Annotated in this window: 18 protein-coding genes and 1 riboswitch; all 18 genes read right to left on the bottom strand. The window is 36.7% G+C overall.

The window, feature by feature from the left end:
- Positions 1-90: 90 nt before the first annotated feature.
- Positions 91-1050: an ABC transporter permease gene (locus tag RBB48_RS04805; protein WP_000008857.1), complete on the bottom strand. Its 960-nt coding sequence runs from the start codon at positions 1048-1050 to the stop codon at positions 91-93.
- Positions 1051-2109, bottom strand: a complete 1059-nt coding sequence (locus tag RBB48_RS04800; RefSeq protein ID WP_001085261.1) for an ABC transporter permease — start codon at positions 2107-2109, stop codon at positions 1051-1053. It abuts the gene before it with no gap.
- A complete protein-coding gene (locus tag RBB48_RS04795; protein WP_306007431.1) occupies positions 2102-3634 on the bottom strand; it encodes an ABC transporter ATP-binding protein in 1533 nt (510 codons plus the stop codon). The genes RBB48_RS04800 and RBB48_RS04795 overlap by 8 nt, the downstream gene beginning before the upstream one ends.
- Positions 3635-3752: 118 nt before the next feature.
- Positions 3753-4829, bottom strand: a complete 1077-nt coding sequence (locus RBB48_RS04790; RefSeq protein WP_088610159.1) for a BMP family lipoprotein — start codon at positions 4827-4829, stop codon at positions 3753-3755.
- Positions 4830-4921: 92 nt separating this feature from the next.
- Positions 4922-5647 carry a GntR family transcriptional regulator gene (locus RBB48_RS04785; protein WP_000114176.1) on the bottom strand — a complete coding sequence of 242 codons (726 nt, stop codon included), beginning with the start codon at positions 5645-5647 and terminating at the stop codon, positions 4922-4924.
- 233 nt (positions 5648-5880) lie between these two features.
- Positions 5881-5982, bottom strand: a riboswitch (purine riboswitch).
- Between the two features lie 203 nt (positions 5983-6185).
- Complete coding sequence (locus RBB48_RS04780; RefSeq protein ID WP_306007430.1) at positions 6186-8570, bottom strand: DNA translocase FtsK; 2385 nt, start codon at positions 8568-8570, stop codon at positions 6186-6188.
- Positions 8571-8782: 212 nt separating this feature from the next.
- Positions 8783-8986 (bottom strand): YlzJ-like family protein, encoded by a 204-nt coding sequence (locus tag RBB48_RS04775; RefSeq protein WP_000605020.1) that lies wholly within the window; start codon positions 8984-8986, stop codon positions 8783-8785.
- The gene (tepA, locus tag RBB48_RS04770) at positions 8983-9732 is read right to left on the bottom strand and encodes a translocation-enhancing protein TepA (protein ID WP_000139829.1); all 750 of its coding nucleotides are present in this window, start codon (positions 9730-9732) and stop codon (positions 8983-8985) included. The genes RBB48_RS04775 and tepA overlap by 4 nt, the downstream gene beginning before the upstream one ends.
- A gap of 104 nt (positions 9733-9836) precedes the next feature.
- Positions 9837-11507, bottom strand: coding sequence for a ribonuclease J (locus RBB48_RS04765; protein ID WP_000823079.1), 1671 nt, complete (start codon positions 11505-11507; stop codon positions 9837-9839).
- Positions 11508-12265: 758 nt separating this feature from the next.
- Positions 12266-13144 (bottom strand): 4-hydroxy-tetrahydrodipicolinate synthase, encoded by an 879-nt coding sequence (gene dapA, locus RBB48_RS04760; protein WP_000564777.1) that lies wholly within the window; start codon positions 13142-13144, stop codon positions 12266-12268.
- Positions 13145-13155: 11 nt separating this feature from the next.
- A complete protein-coding gene (dapG, locus tag RBB48_RS04755; protein ID WP_149213092.1) occupies positions 13156-14388 on the bottom strand; it encodes an aspartate kinase in 1233 nt (410 codons plus the stop codon).
- A 23-nt stretch (positions 14389-14411) separates the two neighbouring features.
- Positions 14412-15458 (bottom strand): aspartate-semialdehyde dehydrogenase, encoded by a 1047-nt coding sequence (gene asd / locus RBB48_RS04750; RefSeq protein WP_000414854.1) that lies wholly within the window; start codon positions 15456-15458, stop codon positions 14412-14414.
- A gap of 150 nt (positions 15459-15608) precedes the next feature.
- Positions 15609-16208 (bottom strand): dipicolinate synthase subunit B, encoded by a 600-nt coding sequence (gene dpaB / locus RBB48_RS04745; protein WP_001049480.1) that lies wholly within the window; start codon positions 16206-16208, stop codon positions 15609-15611.
- Positions 16205-17107 (bottom strand): dipicolinic acid synthetase subunit A, encoded by a 903-nt coding sequence (dpaA, locus tag RBB48_RS04740; RefSeq protein ID WP_000954740.1) that lies wholly within the window; start codon positions 17105-17107, stop codon positions 16205-16207. Before dpaA ends, dpaB begins: the two co-directional genes overlap by 4 nt.
- A 273-nt stretch (positions 17108-17380) precedes the next feature.
- On the bottom strand, positions 17381-17632 hold the full coding sequence (locus RBB48_RS04735; RefSeq protein ID WP_001239751.1) for a YlmC/YmxH family sporulation protein: 252 nt from the start codon (positions 17630-17632) through the stop codon (positions 17381-17383).
- A 129-nt stretch (positions 17633-17761) separates the two neighbouring features.
- Positions 17762-19003 (bottom strand): M16 family metallopeptidase, encoded by a 1242-nt coding sequence (locus tag RBB48_RS04730; RefSeq protein WP_000593006.1) that lies wholly within the window; start codon positions 19001-19003, stop codon positions 17762-17764.
- 86 nt (positions 19004-19089) lie between these two features.
- Positions 19090-19989 (bottom strand): polysaccharide deacetylase family protein, encoded by a 900-nt coding sequence (locus RBB48_RS04725; protein WP_088064282.1) that lies wholly within the window; start codon positions 19987-19989, stop codon positions 19090-19092.
- Between the two features lie 152 nt (positions 19990-20141).
- Positions 20142-22280, bottom strand: a complete 2139-nt coding sequence (gene pnp / locus RBB48_RS04720) for a polyribonucleotide nucleotidyltransferase (protein WP_046957398.1) — start codon at positions 22278-22280, stop codon at positions 20142-20144.
- Positions 22281-22395 lie beyond the last annotated feature (115 nt).

The following is a 22395-nucleotide window of genomic DNA, read 5'->3' as shown; positions in this document are numbered from 1 at the left end:
AAACTTTCATATGTAAGGAACATAGTAAAATTCCGTATTACATATATTCTATGTAAAAAAGCCCGCACTAATGTGCGAGCTTTTTTATACTTATCGTTTTCCTTTTTCATACGGCGTTCCTAACGCTTTCGGAGCTTCAGAACGACCTACAAAACCAACAAGTGCTAATATTGTGAATACATACGGTAATATCGTTAATAAAACACTCGGAATTTGATCTAATACAGGAATTGTTCCACCTGTTACACTTAACGATTGTGCAAAACCAAAGAATAGCGCTGCACCTAATGCACCTAATGGATTCCACTTCCCAAAGATCATGGCAGCTAACGCTAAGAAACCTTGTCCAGTAATAGTTGCCCCTGAGAAGTTATTAGAAATTGACATTGCAAAAATTGCTCCACCAATTCCAGCAAACACACCTGATATACAAACACCAATATAGCGCATTTTATATACGTTAATTCCCATCGTATCAGCTGCCATTGGATGCTCACCAACCGCACGAAGACGAAGACCGAACGGTGTTTTATAAATAACATACCAAACAACGAATGCTAAAATAATAGCAATATACGACGTTATCGGTACGTTAGAGAAGAATATTTTCCCTAAAACCGGAATATCCGAAAGGCCTGGAATATCAATCTTTTCAATACGGTACTGAATAAAGTCAGTCTGTCCTTTATCAAAAATCTTCTTAATTGCAAATACCGTTAATCCAAGAGATAAGAAGTTAATCGCTACACCACTTACAACTTGATCCGCTCGGAATGTAATAGATGCTACCGCATGAAGTAATGCAAATAACCCACTACCGATTGCCGCAAATAATAACGCAATCCACGGAGTCATCGTTCCCCATGTATCACCCATTAATAAGTTTGTAACAACTCCAATAAATGCACCAAATAGCATTAGTCCTTCTAATCCAATATTTACAACACCTGATCGTTCACTAAATACACCACCTAGTGCTGTAAAAATTATAGGTGCTGATGTATATAACGTACCCGTCACAAGAATGGCTAATATATCTAAAAAGCTCATTTATTTCCCCTCCTTGCTCATGCGTGTAAGCGCCCATCTTAACACATAACTACATGCAACAAAGAAGATGATACATGCAATAATCACATTAATAAGCTCTGATGGTACATCTGCCTCAAAGTTCATTTGAGGGGAAGCACTTTTCAAACCACCAAATAATAAAGCTGAAAGGATAATACCAAACGGATTATTCCCCCCAAGTAAAGCTACGGCAATCCCGTCAAATCCTACTCCTGTAAACGAAGACATTGCTGTCATACTTTGGAATGTTCCTAACCCTTCCATCGCACCACCAATCCCTGCAAATGCACCAGCAATTGTCATAGAGAATACTACATTGCGAGAAACCTTCATACCAGCATATTGGGAGGCATGTTGATTAAATCCTACCGACTTTAATTCATACCCTAAAGTTGTTCGATCTAATAAGAACCACATTAAAATAGCGATTAAAATTGCTACAACAATTCCCCAGTGAAGGCGCGAACCGTCAGTGATGGCAGCAAGCCAGTCTGAAGATAATGACGCACTCGCTTTGATGTCGTACGTTTTATCATTACCCTCGTGCAAGAAACGCTTAATAATGTCATATGTTACGTATAACGCAATGTAGTTCATCATAATCGTTACAATAACTTCATTAACTTGAAATTTCCCCTTTAAATATCCAGGGATGAAACCCCAAATTCCACCTACCAATGCTGCAAATAAAATAGATAACGGAATGTGAAGAACAGCTGGTAGCGAAACTGCATAACCGAACCAAACTGCTGCAAGCCAACCAACTAGTAATTGCCCCTCTACCCCGATATTAAATAAACCTGTACGAAATGCAAACGCCACTGATAAGCCGGCAAGAATAAGCGGGATCATTGTACGAAGCGTTTCACCTATTGCACTTGGGCTACCGAACATTCCTGTCCAAAGTGCACTATAACCAACAATTGGATCATAGCCACTAACTAGCATTACAATTGCTCCGACAAGTAAGCCAAAAATAACGGATAGTACTGGGACTAAAATATTTATCGTTCGTTCTGTTAAAAGTTTTTTAGCCATTTGTACCCACCTGCTCCTTCTTTGTTCCTCCAGCCATTAACAATCCAAGCTGTTGTTCATTCGTTTCTTTCGCATCAACAATTGCTACAATTTTCCCTTCATAAATAACAGCAATTCGGTCACTAACATTTAAGATTTCATCTAACTCTAAAGATAAAAGTAATACACCTTTTCCTTTATCCCTTTGCTCTATTAATCTCTTATGAATAAATTCAATTGCTCCTACATCTAAACCACGTGTTGGCTGTGCCGCGATTAATAAATCTGGATCACGGTCTACTTCACGTGCAATAATTGCTTTTTGTTGATTCCCCCCAGATAAAGCGCGCGCTAACGTTTGCTCACTAGGTGTACGTACATCAAACTGTTCAATAAGTGCCTTTGCTTTTTCTGTAATTTTACTAAAATTTAAAATCCCTTTCTTTGAAAACGGATTTTTATAGTACGTTTGCAGAACTATATTATCTCTAACAGAAAAATCAAGAACAAGGCCGTGTTTATGACGATCTTCTGGAATATGACCAATTCCTTCTTCTGTTATCCTTCTAACAGGCCAATTTGTTATTTCTTTTCCTTTAATTGCAATAGAACCTGACTCAACTTTTCGTAAACCAGTAATTGCTTCTATCAATTCACTTTGTCCGTTTCCATCAATCCCTGCAATTCCAACAATTTCCCCCGCACGAACAGTTAAGTCAAGGCCTTTTACAGCAGGTAGTTGACGTGCATCGTGAGCAACAAGATTTGCAATTGAAAGTACCTCTTCTTGTGGCTTCGCGTCTATTTTTTCTGTTTTAAAATTCACTTGACGTCCGACCATTAATTCTGCAAGTTTATTTTCATCCGTATTTGCAACGTCAACCGTTCCAATCCCTTTTCCTTTACGAATAATCGTACAACGATCGCAAACTTCCATAATTTCTTTCAACTTATGTGTAATAAGAACAATAGATTTTCCTTCTTGTACAAGCTTTTTCATAATTTGAATTAGCTCATGAATTTCTTGCGGTGTTAACACAGCTGTCGGTTCATCAAATATTAAAATTTCTGCCCCACGGTAAAGTGTTTTTAAAATCTCAACACGCTGCTGCATACCAACTGAAATATCCTGTATTTTCGCATATGGATCTACAGCTAATCCGTATTGTTCAGACAGTTTTTGAATTTCTTTAGCAGCTTCCTCAACAGCAATTTTCCCGTTTTTCTTCGGTTCATTTCCGAGAATAATATTCTCTGTAACTGTAAAATTATGAACAAGCATAAAGTGCTGATGAACCATTCCAATACCAAGGTCATTTGCCACATTCGGATTGGTAATGTTTACAGACTTTCCTTTAATTTTAATTTCACCTTGTTCTGGTTGATACAAACCAAATAGTACATTCATCAATGTGGATTTCCCTGCACCATTTTCTCCAAGTAAAGCATGTATTTCTCCTTGCTTTACTTGCAGCGTAATATCATCATTCGCTACAATGCCTGGGAATACTTTCGTAATGTTATTCATCTCAATTACGTATTCCATTTCGTTCCTCCTTTTAACAGGGAACATTCCCCTATTACACTATTAACTTATTAAGCAATTTGGAAGTTTTATACATACAAAGGTTAGTTCTATGAACTAACCTTTGCTATTTCTCTATTTATTTTTTTAGAGAAGCTTCATATTCTTTATACTCTTTATCTGTAGCTGGTACTTTAATTTCACCATCTGTAATTTTCTTTTCAAACTCTTCTACTTTTGTTAAAATTTCAGGGTTAACTTTTTTCACGTTGTCAGTTGTTTTTGCAATACCAACACCGTCATCTTTTAAGCCAAATGCTTCTATTTTACCGCCTTTTAATTTACCATCTTTCGCTTCTTGTGCTACTTTTTCAACAGCGATATCTACACGTTTTACCATTGAAGTTAATGTTACGTTTTCAGGCATACCTTCTTGGTTTTGGTCACGGTCCACACCGATTACCCAAACATTTTCACCTTTTTTCTTACGGTTTTTCGCTTCAGTGAACACGCCGTTACCTGTACCACCAGCAGCATGATAAATTACATCTACACCTTGACCATACATTGCTGATGCAAGAACTGTACCTTTTTCCGGTTTATCAAATGCTTCCGCATATTCAGATACGATTTCAATATTTGGATTTACTGCCTTTGCACCCGCTTTAAATCCATTTTCAAATTTACTAATTAAATCACTCTTCATTCCACCAACAAATCCTACTTTATTAGATTTTGTTGACATAGCCGCTACCGCACCTACAAGGAATGAACCTTCATGATCTTTAAATGTGATACTTGTTACGTTCGGTGCATCTACAACAGTATCCACAATTGCGAATTGTTGTTTTGGAGCTTCTTTTGCTACTTCTTTAATTGCACCTTCTAATTTATAACCGATTCCGAAAGATAAATCATACTTATCTTTTGAAAATTTCTTTAAGTTTGGAATATAATCTGCTTCTTTTTCAGACTGTAGGTAACGATAATTTGTCTTTTCCTTTAATCCATTATCTTTACCAAACTTTTTCAAACCTTCCCAAGAAGATTGGTTGAATGATTTATCATCAACACCCCCAACATCCGTTACCATACCAACTTTGAATTCTTTATCTTCTTTCTTGTCACTGCTCGCCTTATCCGAGTTACCACATGCACCTAAAATCGCGCTTGCTGCTAATGTTAATGATAATAAAAGACCTGTTTTTTTCTTCATACTAGAAACCCCTCCTAAAATTATATATATCTCTTTATTCTTACGCTGCTGTCCCTACCTTCTTGCTGTCACCTCCCTAAAATGGAACTTACCTACATACGTTTTCTTAATACGTGGAAGCTAAACTTATCAGCTCTAAAGTAATTGATAGAATATAAGATTGGCTCATCATTTTGATCATAGTGCATTTGTTTTAAAACTAGCAGTGCCGTTTCCGGTTCACATTCTAAAATCGGTGAGATTTTCGGATGATAGCCAATTGGCTCAATGTGAGCAACTGCGTATGTGATACGTTTGTGCGTATTGTTATGTATCACTGTAAGTAACGATTCTTCGTTGTATCCCGATAAATCTGGCAAGATTTCTTTTGCAAGTTTATCGATACAATATACAACAGGTTCCCCATCTGCTGTACGCACACGCTCAATCATTACGGCATTAAAACCGTCTTCACTATTAAACTTCTCTTTTTCTTCTTCTGTTAAACTTGTTGTAGATGATGATAAAAAGATAGTTCCTGGTGTTTTCCCCACACTAGAAATCATATCTGTAATACTAGAAAGTTGTTCAATCCCAGAAGAAAATAACGGCTTTGCATTTACAAATGTTCCTACACCATGTCTACGAATGACAACATTTTCTTCTTCTAAAATACGCAGTGCTTCCCTTAAAGTCGCCCTACTTACACCAAGTTCTTTCGCTAAATCAAACTCTGATGGTAACTTCTGTCTTTCTTTGTAAGCTCCATCTTTAATTTTTTCTTTGATGTGATCAATCACCCGTAAATATAGGTGACGACTATCGGATTTTACTGACATAAGACTCCCCCGCATTTCAATTATTCGACCTCTGATGTAAGACTTCTTTTCTCTTTTTTCAACTTACAACATAATAAAAATTGCTAAATACTAAAAACAAGCTTAATTGTCGAATAAATATTAATAATTTTTCAAGATGAAATTTTCACTCTTTACTGCATAAAAAAAACTTCGCACCATAAACATTCCTCATTTCGAGAAAAAGTTCGGCACAAAGATCTCTTACATCCTTTGTTACACACTTTTCCCCTCATAGTCCAGCAATTCATGGTTGCCGGGTAGAAACTTATGGACCTTATCTCCAAGATTATATGAGGCAGTGATTCTTTTCGAAGTAATCTTACCACTTGCTCCCATACGTGTCAACAAAATTTAACATTTTTCTACATTAAATATCGAACATTCATTAAAAACATAATCAAAGTATTCGTATTCTAAAGAATCGCTTTAGATGTAAGCCCTTTCTTTATCGCTGAATATAGTATATAACAAAAATAGCATATAAAAAAGCCTAATTGTAAAAACAATTAGGCTTTTTTTATGAACTTTTTTCTTGTACATCATTAATGAGTACTTCTCGTGGTTTACTACCTTCATACGGACCTACTACACCATTCATTTCCATTGCATCAATTAAACGGGCAGCTCGCGTATAACCTACTCTAAACCTACGTTGCAACATAGAAACAGATGCTGTTTGCATTTCCACTACAAGCTGAACTGCTTCATCATATAATTCATCTTCTACTTCCTGCTTCGTATCAGGAACATCTTGTGGAATCATATCTTCTTGATATTGCGCTTTTTGCTGACCAATAACATACTCTACAACTCTCTCAACTTCATCATCGGATAAAAATGCACCTTGTACACGTACAGGCTTCGATGCACCAATTGGTATAAACAGCATATCTCCACGACCTAGCAGTTTCTCTGCACCACCACCGTCAAGAATTGTACGAGAGTCCGTTTGAGAAGATACCGCGAATGCAATACGTGATGGAATATTCGCTTTAATAACTCCCGTAATAACATCAACCGATGGACGCTGCGTCGCAATAATTAAATGAATACCAGCCGCACGAGCCATTTGTGCTAAACGCATAATCGCATCCTCTACATCTGATGAAGCAACCATCATTAAATCGGCTAACTCGTCCACTATTACTACAATATAAGGTAATTCCGGTTGTTTCGCTTCTGATTGACTATTATGTTCTTTAATATGATCATTATATCCTTCAATGTTACGCGTGCCACTATGAGCAAATAATTCATAACGTCGTTCCATTTCACTCACGACTTTTTTCAAAGCTTGTGATGCTTTTTTCGGATCAGTTACAACTGGTGTTAATAAATGCGGAACACCGTTATATACATTTAACTCTACCATTTTCGGATCAATCATCATTAATTTTACTTCATGTGGTTTTGCACGCATTAAAATACTAACAATAATACCATTAATACATACACTTTTCCCGCTACCTGTCGCACCAGCTACTAGTAAATGGGGCATTTTATTTAAACGGGCTAATACAGCTTCACCTGTAATATCTCGTCCAAGACCAATTAACAACTTCTCTTCCGGATGATTATTAGCCTTAGAATCAAGAACTTCTCTAAGCGTTACCATAGATACTTCTGAGTTCGGAACTTCAATCCCTACAGCTGATTTCCCGGGAATAGGTGCTTCAATACGAATGTCTTTCGCAGCTAAAGCAAGTGCTAAATCATCACTTAAACTAACGATTTTGCTTACCTTTACTCCCATATCAGGATACACTTCATATTTTGTAACTGCAGGACCTCTATGTACTTTTGTTACTTTCGCTTTCACTCCAAAACTTTGGAATGTACGTTCTAATTTACGAGCATTCTCATAAATTTCTGCATTTTCATTTGTAACTTGCTTATTCTTAGGAAATTTCAATATATCAAGTGCAGGAAGCTTGTAATCTTTATTTTCTACATTTGAAAATTGCATTGGCGGGGCACTTGTTTCTACCTCTAAAGATTCTACAATCTTTTCTCCACGCTTTTTCTTAGATTCTTCAACAGGCGGAGCCTCTTCAATAGACGGTGAATTTATTAACTCTGCTTCCTGTTCTTCGCTAATTCGTTTATTCTCTTCTTCATTTACAGGATAATTCTCAGTGAAATTCGAAATAATTGGAGGATCAATTGAGATTTCTTCCATCGGCTCAATAATCTCTTCTTGTTCTGCAGCACGTTTACTCCTTGTGCTTCTCGTTGTTTTTTTCTTTTCTGTTTGTTCAGCCGTCCTTTTGGATCTCCAATCTTTATAATCCCCTTGCATTATTTCAAATTGACTTCTAAGGATTCTTCCTACAGGGGCAAGCACTTCCCCAATATGCTTATTTGTTATACAAAGTATGCCGAGAATCACTAAAATAATGCCAATGATATAAGCTCCTACTTCGTCAAATAAGAAGTAACACGTCGCGAACATAAGCGCACCAAACATACCACCGCCTAAATGAACGCTATCCGGCCCCTTTTTCATTTCAAGAAAGAAGTTATCTTTCGTACTCACAATAACAGAAGTATTTTGCACTGCTCCATCTTTCGTAAGAAGGTTAAATAATGTAATATGACTAAACATTAATATCGCCAATACTATTAAATAAAAACCAATTAACCGTTTATTTAAAAGGTTCGGCCATCCACGTTTGATAACAAACGAAACCGATAAAGCTATTACACCTAACACACCAATTATGTACCACTCACCAAAGAAGAAGCGAAAAAATAACACAAACGATTTCCCTACAACACCTAGCTGTAAAATCGTAATGATTGAAAGTGCAAAAAGAGTTAAACCGACGATTTCATAATACAAAGTTGGCTTTATCGTGCGTCTTGCTTTTGCCTTCGTCCCTCTTTGCTTTTGTTTTGCCATTTCTTCACCTCGTGTTCTACATGTAAGTAGGGCTTCCTTAAAAAAGCACTACTTATATGTCTGTTTTCTCTATTTTTTCAGGTCTTATATCTTCTATTTTTACACTTCTTGTAAATTGTTAAATAAACAGAAGAAAGCAGCCCTCTCATGGCTGCTCAACCGTCTTGTTTTTTATATTATACCATAGCTTCTAAACAAAATCCTTCTTTTTGCTAAAAGGTTATTTTCTGGCCAGGCTCAAACTCTAAGTAGTGTAGCGGATCCGTACTTAACACACGTACAATAGAATAACACCCATGTTCTTCTTCAGAAACCATTAATTCAACACCGTTTATATTTACAACTTTTTGGCTTTCACATTGCGAATAATCAGCTGGATATACAAGTTGCTCTGGCATAATTGTGTATAAAATCATTGTAACATTGTCCCTTCTGCACTATTATCCATGCGAGCATCTATTAATTCATTCAGTTTTCGAATCGCATTCCCAATACCACCGACATCATCTATAAGACCATATTTCACTGCATCGCCACCAATTACATTCGTCCCAATATCTCGCGTCAAATTCCCTTTCGCAAACATAAGTTCTTTAAAACGATCTTCGGTTACTTTCGAATGCTTCGTCACAAATCGAATGACTCTTTCTTGCATTTTATCTAAATACTCAAATGTTTGCGGCACACCTATAACAAGACCTGTTAGACGAATGGGATGAATTGTCATCGTCGCAGTTTCCGCAATAAATGAATAATCCGTAGAGACGGCGATTGGTACACCGATAGAATGCCCTCCGCCCAGAACAAGTGATACCGTTGGCTTTGAAAGCGAAGCTACCATCTCAGAAATTGCTAACCCTGCTTCAACGTCACCTCCGACCGTGTTTAATATTAAAAGCAAACCTTCAATTTTCGGATTTTGTTCTATCGCAACAATTTGCGGAATAATATGCTCATATTTTGTTGTTTTATTTTGCGGCGGCAACTGAACATGACCTTCCACCTGCCCGATGATTGTTAAACAATGAATACTTGATTCATTCATTTGTGGTACATTCGTTTGCCCTAGCTGTTGAATTTTTTCCACTATCGAAGCTTCTTTCCCAGTTTCTTTCGGCTCAGCCTCTTTCCCTTCATTTGTATAACGATCACGTTCTGTCATATCGCATCCCCTTTCACTCGTATATAACTATTATTTCTTAAGTTATAAATTTCATTCGATAGAGTTTAAAAAGAAAAAAAGATCACCCGTAAAGGTGATCTTTTTTATACTTCCATAATAATCGGTAAAATCATAGGTTTTCTCTTTGTCTCTTCGTACAAGAACTGCCCTAATAATTCACGAATATTTTGTTTTAACATAGACCATTCAATTGAATACTCTTTAATCGATTGCTCAACAATCATACGTACAATCTCTGTAGAGCGGTCAATTAACGCTTCTGATTCACGAACATACACAAAACCACGTGAAATGATTTCTGGACCAGAGATAATTTTCTTTTCATCTTTACCAAGTGTTACAACAACTACTAATATTCCATCTTGAGATAACATTTTTCTATCTCGAAGAACGATATTACCAACGTCACCTACACCTAATCCATCAATTAACACATTACCAGCTTGTACTTTGCCAACTAAGTTTGCGTCATCGTCACCAAAAGCAATCACATCACCTTTTTCTACGATAAAGATATTCTCTCTTGCAATACCTACATCTTCAGCTAAATATGCATGTGCTTTTTGCATACGGAACTCACCATGTACGGGTACAAAATATTTCGGTTTCATTAAATTTAACATTAACTTTAATTCTTCTTGGCTACCGTGACCTGAAACGTGAACTTTTCTTTCACCGTAATAAATAACATCAGCTCCAGCTCTAAATAACAAGTCAATAATTTTCGATACAGATATTTCATTACCCGGAATTGGAGAAGCCGCAATAATAACCGTATCGCCTTTACGAATTGAAATTTGTTTATGAGCTTGCTTCGCCATTCTAGAAAGGGCCGCCATCGGTTCACCTTGGCTACCTGTCGTTAAAATAGCTACCTTTTTCTCTGGGAAATTGTCTACTTCTTGTAGTGAAATAACCATACCTTCTGGAACATCTAAATAACCAAGACGTCTTGCGATATCTACCACTTTCACCATACTACGTCCTACAACCGCTACTTTTCGTCCTGTTTCAGCAGCTGCATCAAATACTTGTTGAATACGATGTACATTCGATGCAAATGAAGCAACGATAATACGTCCTTCTGCGCCGTAGAACACTTTAGAAATTTCTACACCAACTTCTTTTTCAGAACCTGTATAGCCTGGACGCTCAGCATTTGTACTATCAGATAATAAGCACAGTACGCCTTCATTTCCGATTTGTGCCATTTTTCCAAGGTCTGCTCCACTATTTCCAATTGGAGTTTGATCGAATTTAAAGTCTCCCGTGTATACGATAGCACCTTTTGATGTATGGAAACAAACACCAACAGAATCTGGAATACTATGTGTCGTTCCAAAGAATGACACCGTTGTAGTATTAAACTCTACTGTTGAATTTGAATCGATTGTTTTTAAGTCTACACGGCCTAACATACCCGCTTCGCCAAGTTTTTCTTGTATAAGTCCTACTGTTAATTTCGTTGCATACACTGGAATTGATAATTTACGAAGTACGTAAACAATTCCACCAATATGATCTTCATGACCGTGAGTAATAAATAAACCTTTTACTCGCTCTTGGTTTTCCACTAAATATGTAATATCAGGAATAACGATATCAATTCCAAACATTTCATCTCCTGGGAACATTAATCCTGCATCTACAATAAAGATTTCAGAATCAATTTCAACACAGTACATGTTTTTCCCGATTTCACCTACTCCACCAAGAGCAAATACTTTAACAGACTCATTCTCTTTTCTCTTCATGTTGTTGCCTGGTTTAAAAATCTTTCAAACACTGATTTCACTAAAATTGCAGAGACACCAGGGGAAACTCTACAACCACCATATATTCACCGTCCAAGACGAATGTCCTTACCGTTATGCGATATCATGTCCTTGTTTATTTTTTAAACCAGGTTTCACCTCTCTTTCATTATATAAATCAAATATCTTATTCGATATGATATGAAAATGTAATCAAATTATAATTTTTACCAATTTTGCTAAGCATACCCGTACTAAGCTACTTAGCCATATTATACCTGATACAAGAAATAGAACACAAGTTAAATCGTGCGAAAGAGAAAGTAAAAGAACGGAATTACAACAAAAGTATCGAACGTATTTCCTTTATATTTACTCCGATTTTATACTCCATATTATTTTGAAGAAATAGCCATAAATACGCTAAATTTATTTCATTATATGGATTTTCAAGACTTATTTTTCTAGAATCGAACAAAAACGCTTATAAAATGAAGCTTTTTTATGAATCACGTCACATTTGAGGCAATTCCTCTGAAAAACAGAATCGATAGTTTATTACGTTTATACAAATGTTTATTCTATAATAACTATGTTTTTTTGATTCATTTAAAGGGGTACAATTATTTTCTTGTACATGTTGCAATACATAATGAAAAAGCGATCAAACACGTGGAGTATTATGGTAGGTAAAAAAGAGCGGCAAAGATTTTCATACCATAAAAAAATGACCTAGTTCTACACTAGGTCATTTTTTATTAACGAGGGATAGATTGCATAACAGATTGTAACGTTACTCTTTCTTCTTCTGTTAATGGAAGAAGTGGTAAACGTACAGAACCTACATCTAACCCAACCATTTGTAACGCTGTTTTTACTGGCGTTGGGCTTGGCGCCATAAATAATGAATCCGTTACTCTTACAAGTAATTGATGTAATTTTTGCGCCTTTTTAAATTCTCCTGCTTGGAATGCTGCAATCATTTCTTGCATTTCATTTCCAATCACATGAGATGCTACAGAAACGATACCTTTCGCTCCAACTGCCATAGCTGGTAACGTTAAACCATCATCACCGCTGTATACTGCAAAGTCGTCCGCTGTTTTTTCAATGATTTCTGTCATTGTTAACACATCGCCGCCTGCATCTTTAATCGCAACAATGTTTTCTATTTCTGATAAACGAACAACTGTATCAACGGAGATTTGTACAATAGATCGTCCTGGAACGTTATATAGCATAACCGGAAGCGGCGTGCTTTCAGCAATTGCTTTAAAGTGCTGATACATTCCTTCTTGACTCGGTTTGTTATAATACGGTGCTACTAGCATTACTGCATCAACACCAACCTCTGTTGCCTTTTTAGTTAAGTCAATAGAAGCATGCGTATTATTACTACCTGTTCCAGCGATTACGGGCACCCTTTTATCGACAACAGATACGACATGGCGATATAACGCTACTTTTTCTTCTGAAGTTAATGTAGGAGATTCTCCTGTCGTTCCTCCTACCACGATTGCTGTTGTACCGTTATCTATTAAATAATTTACCAATTTCGTTGTCTTCGCAAAATCGATATTTCCGTTTTTATCAAACGGAGTTACCATCGCGGTTGCAATTGTCCCAAAATCTATCATGGTCTCACTCCTTATTGTTCCAGTTGCTTTTCTTTTGAAAGCTCAAACGCACTATGTAATGCATTTACAGCCTCCACTAAATCAGTTTCTTTTACAAGAACCCAAATTGTCGTATGACTATCTGCCGATTGCAAAATTTGAATACCTTTTTCCGCTAAAGCTGTAACGATTTTCGCAGTAACCCCTGGGTACCCTGCCATTCCAGCTCCTACAATAGATACTTTTGCACAATGCTCTGTCACAATTGGCTCATATCCAAGGTTTTTTAATAATTCAACTGCACGACTTGATACATTATCACTCACCGTATAAGCTACCCCAGTAGGTGAAATGTTAATTAAATCGACACTGATTCCTTCATTCGCCATTTCTTTAAACACATGCTGTTGCAAATCATATGCTGTTTCTTTTGCAAGCACTTTAATTTGCGTCACATTTGATACATGAGCGATACCTGTAACAGGACGTTCTTCTACATCACGGCCTTTTGTCGCACCGTCCGACGCTGAAATCAGCGTACCTTCACTATCAGAATACGTAGAACGTACACGAAGTGGTACTTTGGCATGCATCGCAATTTCAACTGCACGTGGATGAACGACTTTTGCACCTTGATATGCCATGTTACAAATTTCATTGTATGTTACCGTTTGAAGATGACGTGCATCTTTTACAATGCGAGGATCCGCAGTCATAACACCTTCTACATCTGTAAAGATATCAATAAATTCAGCATGAAGCGCAACACCTAATGCAGAAGCTGAAGTATCGCTACCTCCGCGTCCAAGTGTTGTCGTATCACCTTTTTTCGTTTGTCCTTGGAATCCTGTAACGACGATTACATCTACATTTTCTAGCTCTTCATGTATACGATCGCAGTTCATTTCAATAATCTTAGCATTTGTAAAATCATCATTTGTTACAAAACCAGCTTGTGCACCATTTAATGCCGCTGCTTTTATACCGTTCTCATTTAACATGTTAGAGAAGACGATTGCTGAGATTAATTCTCCGCATGATAATAATAAATCTTGCTCACGATTAGAAATGCGAGATTCCTCTTGATTTACAAGACTTAACAAAGTATCAGTTGCATATGGTTCACCTTTACGGCCCATAGCAGATACGACAGTAACTACTTTATAACCCGCATCTAGCGATTTTTTTATATGATGAAGCGCATGCTTACGTCCATTTTCATCACGTACGGATGTGCCACCAAATTTTTGAACAATAATTTTCATATTTTGCACCTTCTCTTAGCCGTTTACACTAATTGTAATTTTACTAAGCGCTCTGCAATTTGAACAGAATTCCATGCAGCGCCTTTTAATAAGTTATCAGATACGACCCAAAGATGGAATCCTTTATCGTTATTTAAATCTTTACGGATTCTTCCAACGAATACTTCGTTTTTACCTACTGCAGTAGCTGGCATTGGATATAACTGCTCTTCTGGATTATCTTGCAGAACGATACCTTCCGCATTTGCAAGTAAGCTCTTGAATTCTTCTACTGTTACACCTTCTTTTTCTACTTCGATGTAAACAGACTCTGAGTGACCTGATACAACTGGTAAACGTACACATGTTGCCGCTACTTCTAATTCAGGCATATGCATAATTTTTTTCGTTTCATTAATCATTTTCATTTCTTCAAACGTAAATCCATTATCTTGGAATTTATCAATCTGTGGAATCGCGTTGAAAGCAATTTGGAAATGTTTCTTATCACCTGATACAGGTAAAACATTCGCCTTCACTTCTTCACCATTTAAGATTGCTTGTGATTGTTCATGAAGTTCTTCAATCGCTGCCGCACCAGCACCTGATACAGCTTGATATGTGGAAACGATTACTCGTTTTAAACCATATTGCTGACGAACTGGCTCAAGAGCTACTACCATTTGAATTGTAGAACAGTTTGGATTTGCAATAATACCATTATGTTCTTTTAAGTCGTTTTCATTTACTTCAGGTACAACAAGTGGCACGTTTTCTGTCATACGGAATGCACTTGTATTATCAACAACAATCGCACCGCGCTTTGCTGCTTCTGGCGCTAATTGTTTTGATACAGATCCACCAGCACTAAATAGTGCGATATCTACTCCTTCAAAACTTTCAGGAGTTGCCTCTTGAACTGTAAATTCTTCGCCTTTAAATACAAGTTTCTTACCTGCAGATCGTTTAGATGAAAGTAACGTTAACTTCCCGATTGGAAATTCTCGTTTCTCTAAAGTATTTAACATTTGTTCACCAACTGCGCCGGTTGCTCCAACTACAGCGACATGAAAAGTTTTTTGCTTTTCCATCACTATGCCCCTTTCTAGATACCAATCCTTCTATAACTTAGAATTAGAAGGAGTATACAATACCCCTTCTAATCTTAATAACGTTAATTTTATCATATTCTACAGTAAGAATGATGGTTTCATCAAAAATTGTCCGTTTTTTTTCGTTTTTTAATTCATATATCTGAATTTTTCTACGACAACCGGCTGCAATTGCTTCCCTTGCAGCGCTTCTAATACTGTATCTTCCAGCAGCTCCATGCGAGCTACCATGGAGTTTGGTTTTTTCTCTGGTGCATCTTGACCGAATGGGACGAAGTAGATGTTTTTTGTTGCCATTAGGCGCATGAGATTTACTCCATTCAGCCCTAAAGCATCATTCGTCGAAACAGCCAATACGACAGGCTTGCCATTTCTTAACGTCGCTTTCGCTGCCATTAGTACTGGAGAGTCTGTCATTGCATTTGCAAATTTACTCATAGAATTTCCTGTTAGTGGTGCAATTACCATACAATCTAGTGGAATTTTAGGTCCTAGTGGTTCTGCGCCAACGATTGAATTAATTGCTTTAAATCCTGTTACTTCTTCAATCTTTTTAATCCACTCTGCTCCTTCTCCAAATCTCGTGTTTGTTGATTGAACAGTGTAAGAAACAACGGGGCGTACTTCTGCTCCCTCAGCAATTAATTTTTCTAAATGAGGCATTACTTCTTCGTACGTACAATGTGAACCAGTAAAACCAAACCCTATTCTTTTCCCTTTTAAATTCATTCCCCATTCTCCTTTCTTGCTATTACGTCTTCTGCTAGTAACTGAGAAAGAACGTTCGCTAAAATTTGTCCTGCTGTTTTTGGAGCAACAATACCTGGTAATCCAGGTGCTAACAGCGCTTTGACTCCTCTTTTTTCCGCATATCTAAAGTCGGTACCGCCTGGTTTAGAAGCTAAATCAATTACTAACGTATGAGCCGGCATTTTCGAAATAACATTCGCTGTCACGACGAGATGCGGAATTGTATTAATGACAATATCGATATTCCCTACTTCTTTCTCAATATTTTGCATATGAAAAGGAGAAAACATCATTTCTGTAATACGTGCAATATGTTCCGATCGTCTTGCTCCAACTTTGACATGGGCTCCTAATGATTGAAATGCTCTGGCAACACTCATCCCTGTTCTACCAAATCCTAAAACCATTACATTGGAACCATGAATTGTATAGTCGGTATGTTGAATTACCATCATTAATGTACCTTCTACAGTTGGTATAGAATTGTAGATTGCCACATCATCACGATCAAATAATTTAACAAGTTTGCGGTTTGTAGTAGATACGAGATTTTCCAAGTAAGGCGTACCAATACCTGAATATATAGTAAAGTGTTCTGGTGTATTTTCAATTTGTTCTTTCGTTATAGAAACTTTTTCGTTTGAAAAAATAGTATCTACTTCTCCCTTGGCATTTGTACCTGCAACTGGCAAAATAATTGCATCTACAGAAGTGAAATCTAAATTTTGTATACTTTCTTTTGCTGCCCCTGTGAAGCCATGATCTAACTGATCAAACCCTATCAATGAAAGTTTCGCATCCAATTCAACTAGCTTGCGAATTACTTCTAGCTGTCTTGCATCTCCTCCTATGACAGCAATATGCATCTCAGTCAACATTCCCTAATTCACCTTCTTTTTCTGTCATTTATAAGAAAAGTGCCTACTTTTTCTTTTTCCTCCACATCATATGTAATGTACGAGTTTTAGGTGATTGAAAAACAAAAGCACGTATGATTTATCCCGCTATTTGTATGCAGTTAGACTTCCATCTCAACATTCGACATATGAGAGGACATTATACGGGAAATTGATTTCCGGTAAACGCTCGATTCATGTGAGCTTTTACTCAGAGGAGAATGAACAAAAAAAGATGACCAAAATGGCCACCTTTCACTTCGAATTTGAATGATCCGTAATATCACAAAGGATCATATCGTGCCCTACTTTCTTAATTTGGCTCCACGTGACTCTTACTTCTTGTGGTTCCTTTTTAAAACCTCCCCATTTCCCAGCCGGTATGATAAGAGCCTGTATTTGGCCATCCTTCTCATCAATCTCTAAATCAACATAACCTAAAACTCCCATTTTTTCTGCTCTTTCTAAATTTACAATCTCTTTGCCACTTAATTCACTTAATCGCATACACTCTCCCCCTACCGAATTATGAATTTAAGTTATCTATAATTAGTACCTATTCTGTATATCCAAAAAAAATAACCGTATCTCATTTAAAAGAGATACGGTTATTTTTACATACTTCATATAAAGCAATTATAGTTTTATTCCTTTTGGAAGTTTTCCATCTGGACTAATTAATGCTGCAGAGAATTCATCTGTAAACATGTTACGAATTAACTCATCAACATTTTCTTTTGTTACTGTGTTTACACTTTCAATAATCTCATCAAGTGAACGATGCTTACGAAGTAGCAATTCATTTTTACCATTACGGCTCATACGGCTATTCGTACTTTCTAAACTTAACATTAAGTTTCCTTTTAATTGCTCTTTACTATTAATAAGCTCTTTTTCTGTAATACCTGTATTTTTCAATGTTTCTAATGTTTCTTGCATTGTTTCATACAGTGTATCTAATTGTTGGCTACCTGTTCCACCATACAGCGTTAACATACCTGTATCTTCATAAGAAGAATGGTAAGAAAATACTGAATAGGCTAACCCGCGTTGCTCACGTACTTCTTGGAATAAACGGCTACTCATACTACCGCCTAAAACGTTATTTAATACAATTAAGTTATAAATATCTTCGTGTCCCATTTGTAAGCCTTTATATCCTAAACATAAATGAGCTTGTTCTGTTTCCTTTTTACGTGCTACCTTATTAAAATGGAAAATTGGGCTATGTACTTGTTCACGATTTGTTGTTCCTTCATAACTACCGAAATATTGCTCTACTGTTTGTAAAAAGGCTTCATCAATATTTCCTGCAACTGAAACAACGACATTTTCAGGTGTGTAATGATCCTTGATATATTGGCGTAGCGTATCACCTGTAAACGTATCAAGCGTTTCTTCTGTTCCTAAAATAGGATATCCAAGCGGATGCGTTTCATATGTTGCTTTCGTTAACATATCATGCACAATATCATCTGGAGCATCTTCGTACATTTTAATTTCTTCACATACGACATTCTTCTCTTTTTTCAGTTCTTCCTCATCAAATGTTGAATTAAAGAACATATCTGCTAATACATCTAAAGCATATTTAGCATGCTCATCTAGCACTTTTGCATAATAACAAGTGTATTCTTTTGAAGTAAAAGCATTCACTTGCCCACCAATGCTATCAAATGATTCTGCAATTTCGCGTGCACTACGTGTTTCTGTTCCTTTAAAGAACATATGCTCTAAAAAGTGGGAAACCCCGTTATTTTTTTCATTTTCATTTCTTGATCCCGCATGGATCCAAATACCAATCGCAACCGATCTTACAGTTGGTATATTCTCCATAACAATTCTTACACCATTTTTACAAGTATATTTTTTAATCAAAAACTTTCCTCCTACTGCCAGTTTCTCTAAATAAGTGCTATTATTTAATGATAACAAGTTTAAGGATGAATGTCATGCAAATGTATTTAATCCACACGTTTTTCATCCAGTAATTCTGTTATATTCCCTACTTTATATCCTTGTTCCTTCAATTTTGTAATCATTGTATCTAATGCTTCTGCTGTAGATGACGTTGGATGCATTAATACGATAGCACCTGGATGTATTTTTCTCATCACTCTCTGCAATAGTACCTCTGGCTCAGGTCGCTTCCAATCAATTGTATCTACAGTCCACATAATCGTTCCCATTTGGAAATCATCTGCAATTTTCACGACTTCATCCCGAAAACTTCCACTCGGCGGAGCAAACCATCTTACCTTTTGATTCGTAGCTGCTTCGATCATTCGATTTGTTTTTTGTAACTGATCTCGGATTTCATCAGAAGATAGCGTTTTCATATTAGGGTGTGTGTAAGAATGATTTCCGACTTCTTGATTTGCATCAACAATCATTTTGGCAAATCGCAAATTTTCCTTCACCCAACGTCCTTCTAAAAAGAAAGTCGCTTTCACATCATGTTTTTTCAATATTTCTAATATACGAGGCAAATACTCGTTTCCCCACGCCACATTTATTGTTAATCCCACCATCTTTTTATTTGGATGTCCCCTATAAATTGGGGCTGGTGATAAATCTTCTAAGTGGACACTCGGTGATACTTCCTTGAATTCAAGATTTCTTTGATCAAATTTCTTTAGTTTCTTCATATTATTATAGGATGCTTCGATATCAACTTGTCTTCCATTATATCCTGGTGTTGATTTCCATATCTTATCAATCATCGCATTTTGAGGTGCAATCTCATATTGTTTTGCATGTTTTTGAATTTCTTCATATAAGTTATCCTGTGCAAAAACGGAATAAGAGCCTACACTGACATATAAAAAGAATATACATATGTATGCCAATACACGAGCTTTCATATAAACCCTCCCATTAACTATATAAAAACCTTTTTTCTTCTTATCTTTGTTAATTTGAGCGTTATAATGAAAACTATACCTATACTGACATAAAAATATATGTAAATCATATTTTTTATATAACAAAAAAAGCCAGTTTAACTGGCTTTTACTTATTGCTGCTCTTGTTTGTTTTCTTCTTTAGCAGCTTCTTTTTCTTGCTCTTCTTTTAGCAATACTTTTCTAGATAGATTCACGCGACCTTGCTTGTCAATCTCGATAACTTTAACTGTAATTACATCACCGATTTTCACAACGTCTTCTACTTTACCTACACGCTCAAGTGCAAGTTCAGAAATGTGAACTAATCCGTCTTTACCGCTGAATAATTCAACGAAAGCACCGAATTTCTCAACACGTTTCACTTTTCCTTCGTAGATTTCACCTACTTGTACTTCGCGAACGATATCTTCGATAATTTTCTTAGCTTTGTCATTCATTTCTTGATTTATTGAAGAAATGAATACTGTACCATCTTGCTCGATGTCAATTTTAACGCCAGTTTCTTCAATAATTTTATTGATTTGTTTACCGCTCGGCCCAATAACGTCACGGATTTTATCTGGGTTAATTGTCATTGTAATAATCTTTGGAGCATAAGCTGATAATTCAGTACGTGGCTCTGCAATAACAGATAACATATGATTTAGAATGTGCACACGACCAACTTTTGCTTGTTGTAATGCCTCTTCTAAAATTTCACGAGATAGACCATCTATTTTAATGTCCATTTGCAGTGCAGTTACACCTTTTGCTGTACCTGCTACTTTAAAGTCCATATCACCTAAATGATCTTCCATACCTTGAATATCAGATAAAATTGTGTAATGCTCACCAGTTTTAACTAGACCCATTGCAATACCTGCAACTGGAGCTTTAAGCGGAACACCAGCATCCATCATTGCTAAAGTACTACCACAAATACTTGCTTGTGAAGTAGAACCATTTGATTCTAAAACTTCAGATACAAGACGTACTGTATATGGGAAATCTTTTTCAGATGGAATTACAGGCTCAAGAGCACGTTCTCCTAGTGCACCGTGACCAATTTCACGACGACCTGGTCCACGCATCGGTCTTGTTTCACCAACACTAAATGATGGGAAATTGTAATGGTGCATAAAACGTTTTGATTCTTCTACACCAAGACCATCTAAAATTTGTACATCGCCTAATGCACCTAATGTACAAATACTTAATGCTTGTGTTTGTCCACGTGTGAATAAACCAGAACCGTGTGTACGAGATAAAATACCAACCTCTGATGCTAATGGACGGATTTCGTCACCTTTACGGCCATCTGGGCGGATTTTTTCAACTGTAATAAGACGACGTACTTCTTCTTTTACAATTTTATATAAAATCTCACTTACTTGTCCTAATGTATCAGCGTCAGCTTCCTGCGCTTCGTAATGCTCAATTACACGCTTTTTCACTTCGTTAATTGCATCTTCACGTGCATGTTTCTCATGTACTTGAATTGCAGAATGCATATCCTTCTCAGACATTTCACGTACAGCTTGATTAAGATCAGCGTCAACTTCATAAAGTTTTACTTCTGATTTCTCTTTACCTACAGCTTGTACAATCTCTTCTTGGAATGCAATTAGACGTTTAATTTCGTCATGTCCAAACATAATTGCTTCTAACATTGTTTCTTCAGGCACTTGATCTGCTCCTGCTTCAACCATGTTAATTGCATCTTTCGTACCAGCTACAACAAGGTGAATATCACTTTGTTCTTGCTGTTCTACTGTTGGATTAATAACGAATTCGCCGTTAATACGACCAACTGTTGCACCCGCGATTGGGCCTTCAAATGGAATATCTGAAATCGATAACGCTAATGAAGAACCAAGCATAGCTGCCATTTCAGAAGAACAATCTTGATCAACACTCATTACTATGCTGACAACTTGTACTTCGTTACGGAAACCATCTGCGAAAAGCGGACGAATTGGACGGTCGATTAAACGACTTGCCAAAATTGCTTTTTCACTCGGACGACCTTCACGTTTAATGAAACCGCCAGGAATTTTTCCGACTGCATATAAACGCTCTTCATAATTTACTGTAAGTGGGAAGAAATCTACATTTTTTGGTTCTTTTGATGCAGTTGCTGTAGATAGAACCGCTGTATCGCCATATCTTACTAATACTGCTCCGTTCGCTTGCTTCGCAAGCTGACTTGTTTCAACTGTTAGCTGACGACCAGCTAAATCTATCGAGAAGACTTGCTTTTCTTGACTCATTTAAGTACCCCTCTCAATTTAAAGTATTCAATTCTTCTATGTAAATGGATAGTATATCACAATATTCTACCTCTAGTATTACCGAAAATGAAGTAAGCTATAAAGGGTAGAAGAT

Origin of the sequence: Bacillus sp. MMSF_3353, assembly GCF_030733445.1 — a bacterium.
Taxonomy (GTDB): domain Bacteria; phylum Bacillota; class Bacilli; order Bacillales; family Bacillaceae_G; genus Bacillus_A; species Bacillus_A wiedmannii.
Note: the sequence above shows the minus strand (reverse complement) of the source record. Positions and strands in the feature narration are given on the sequence as shown.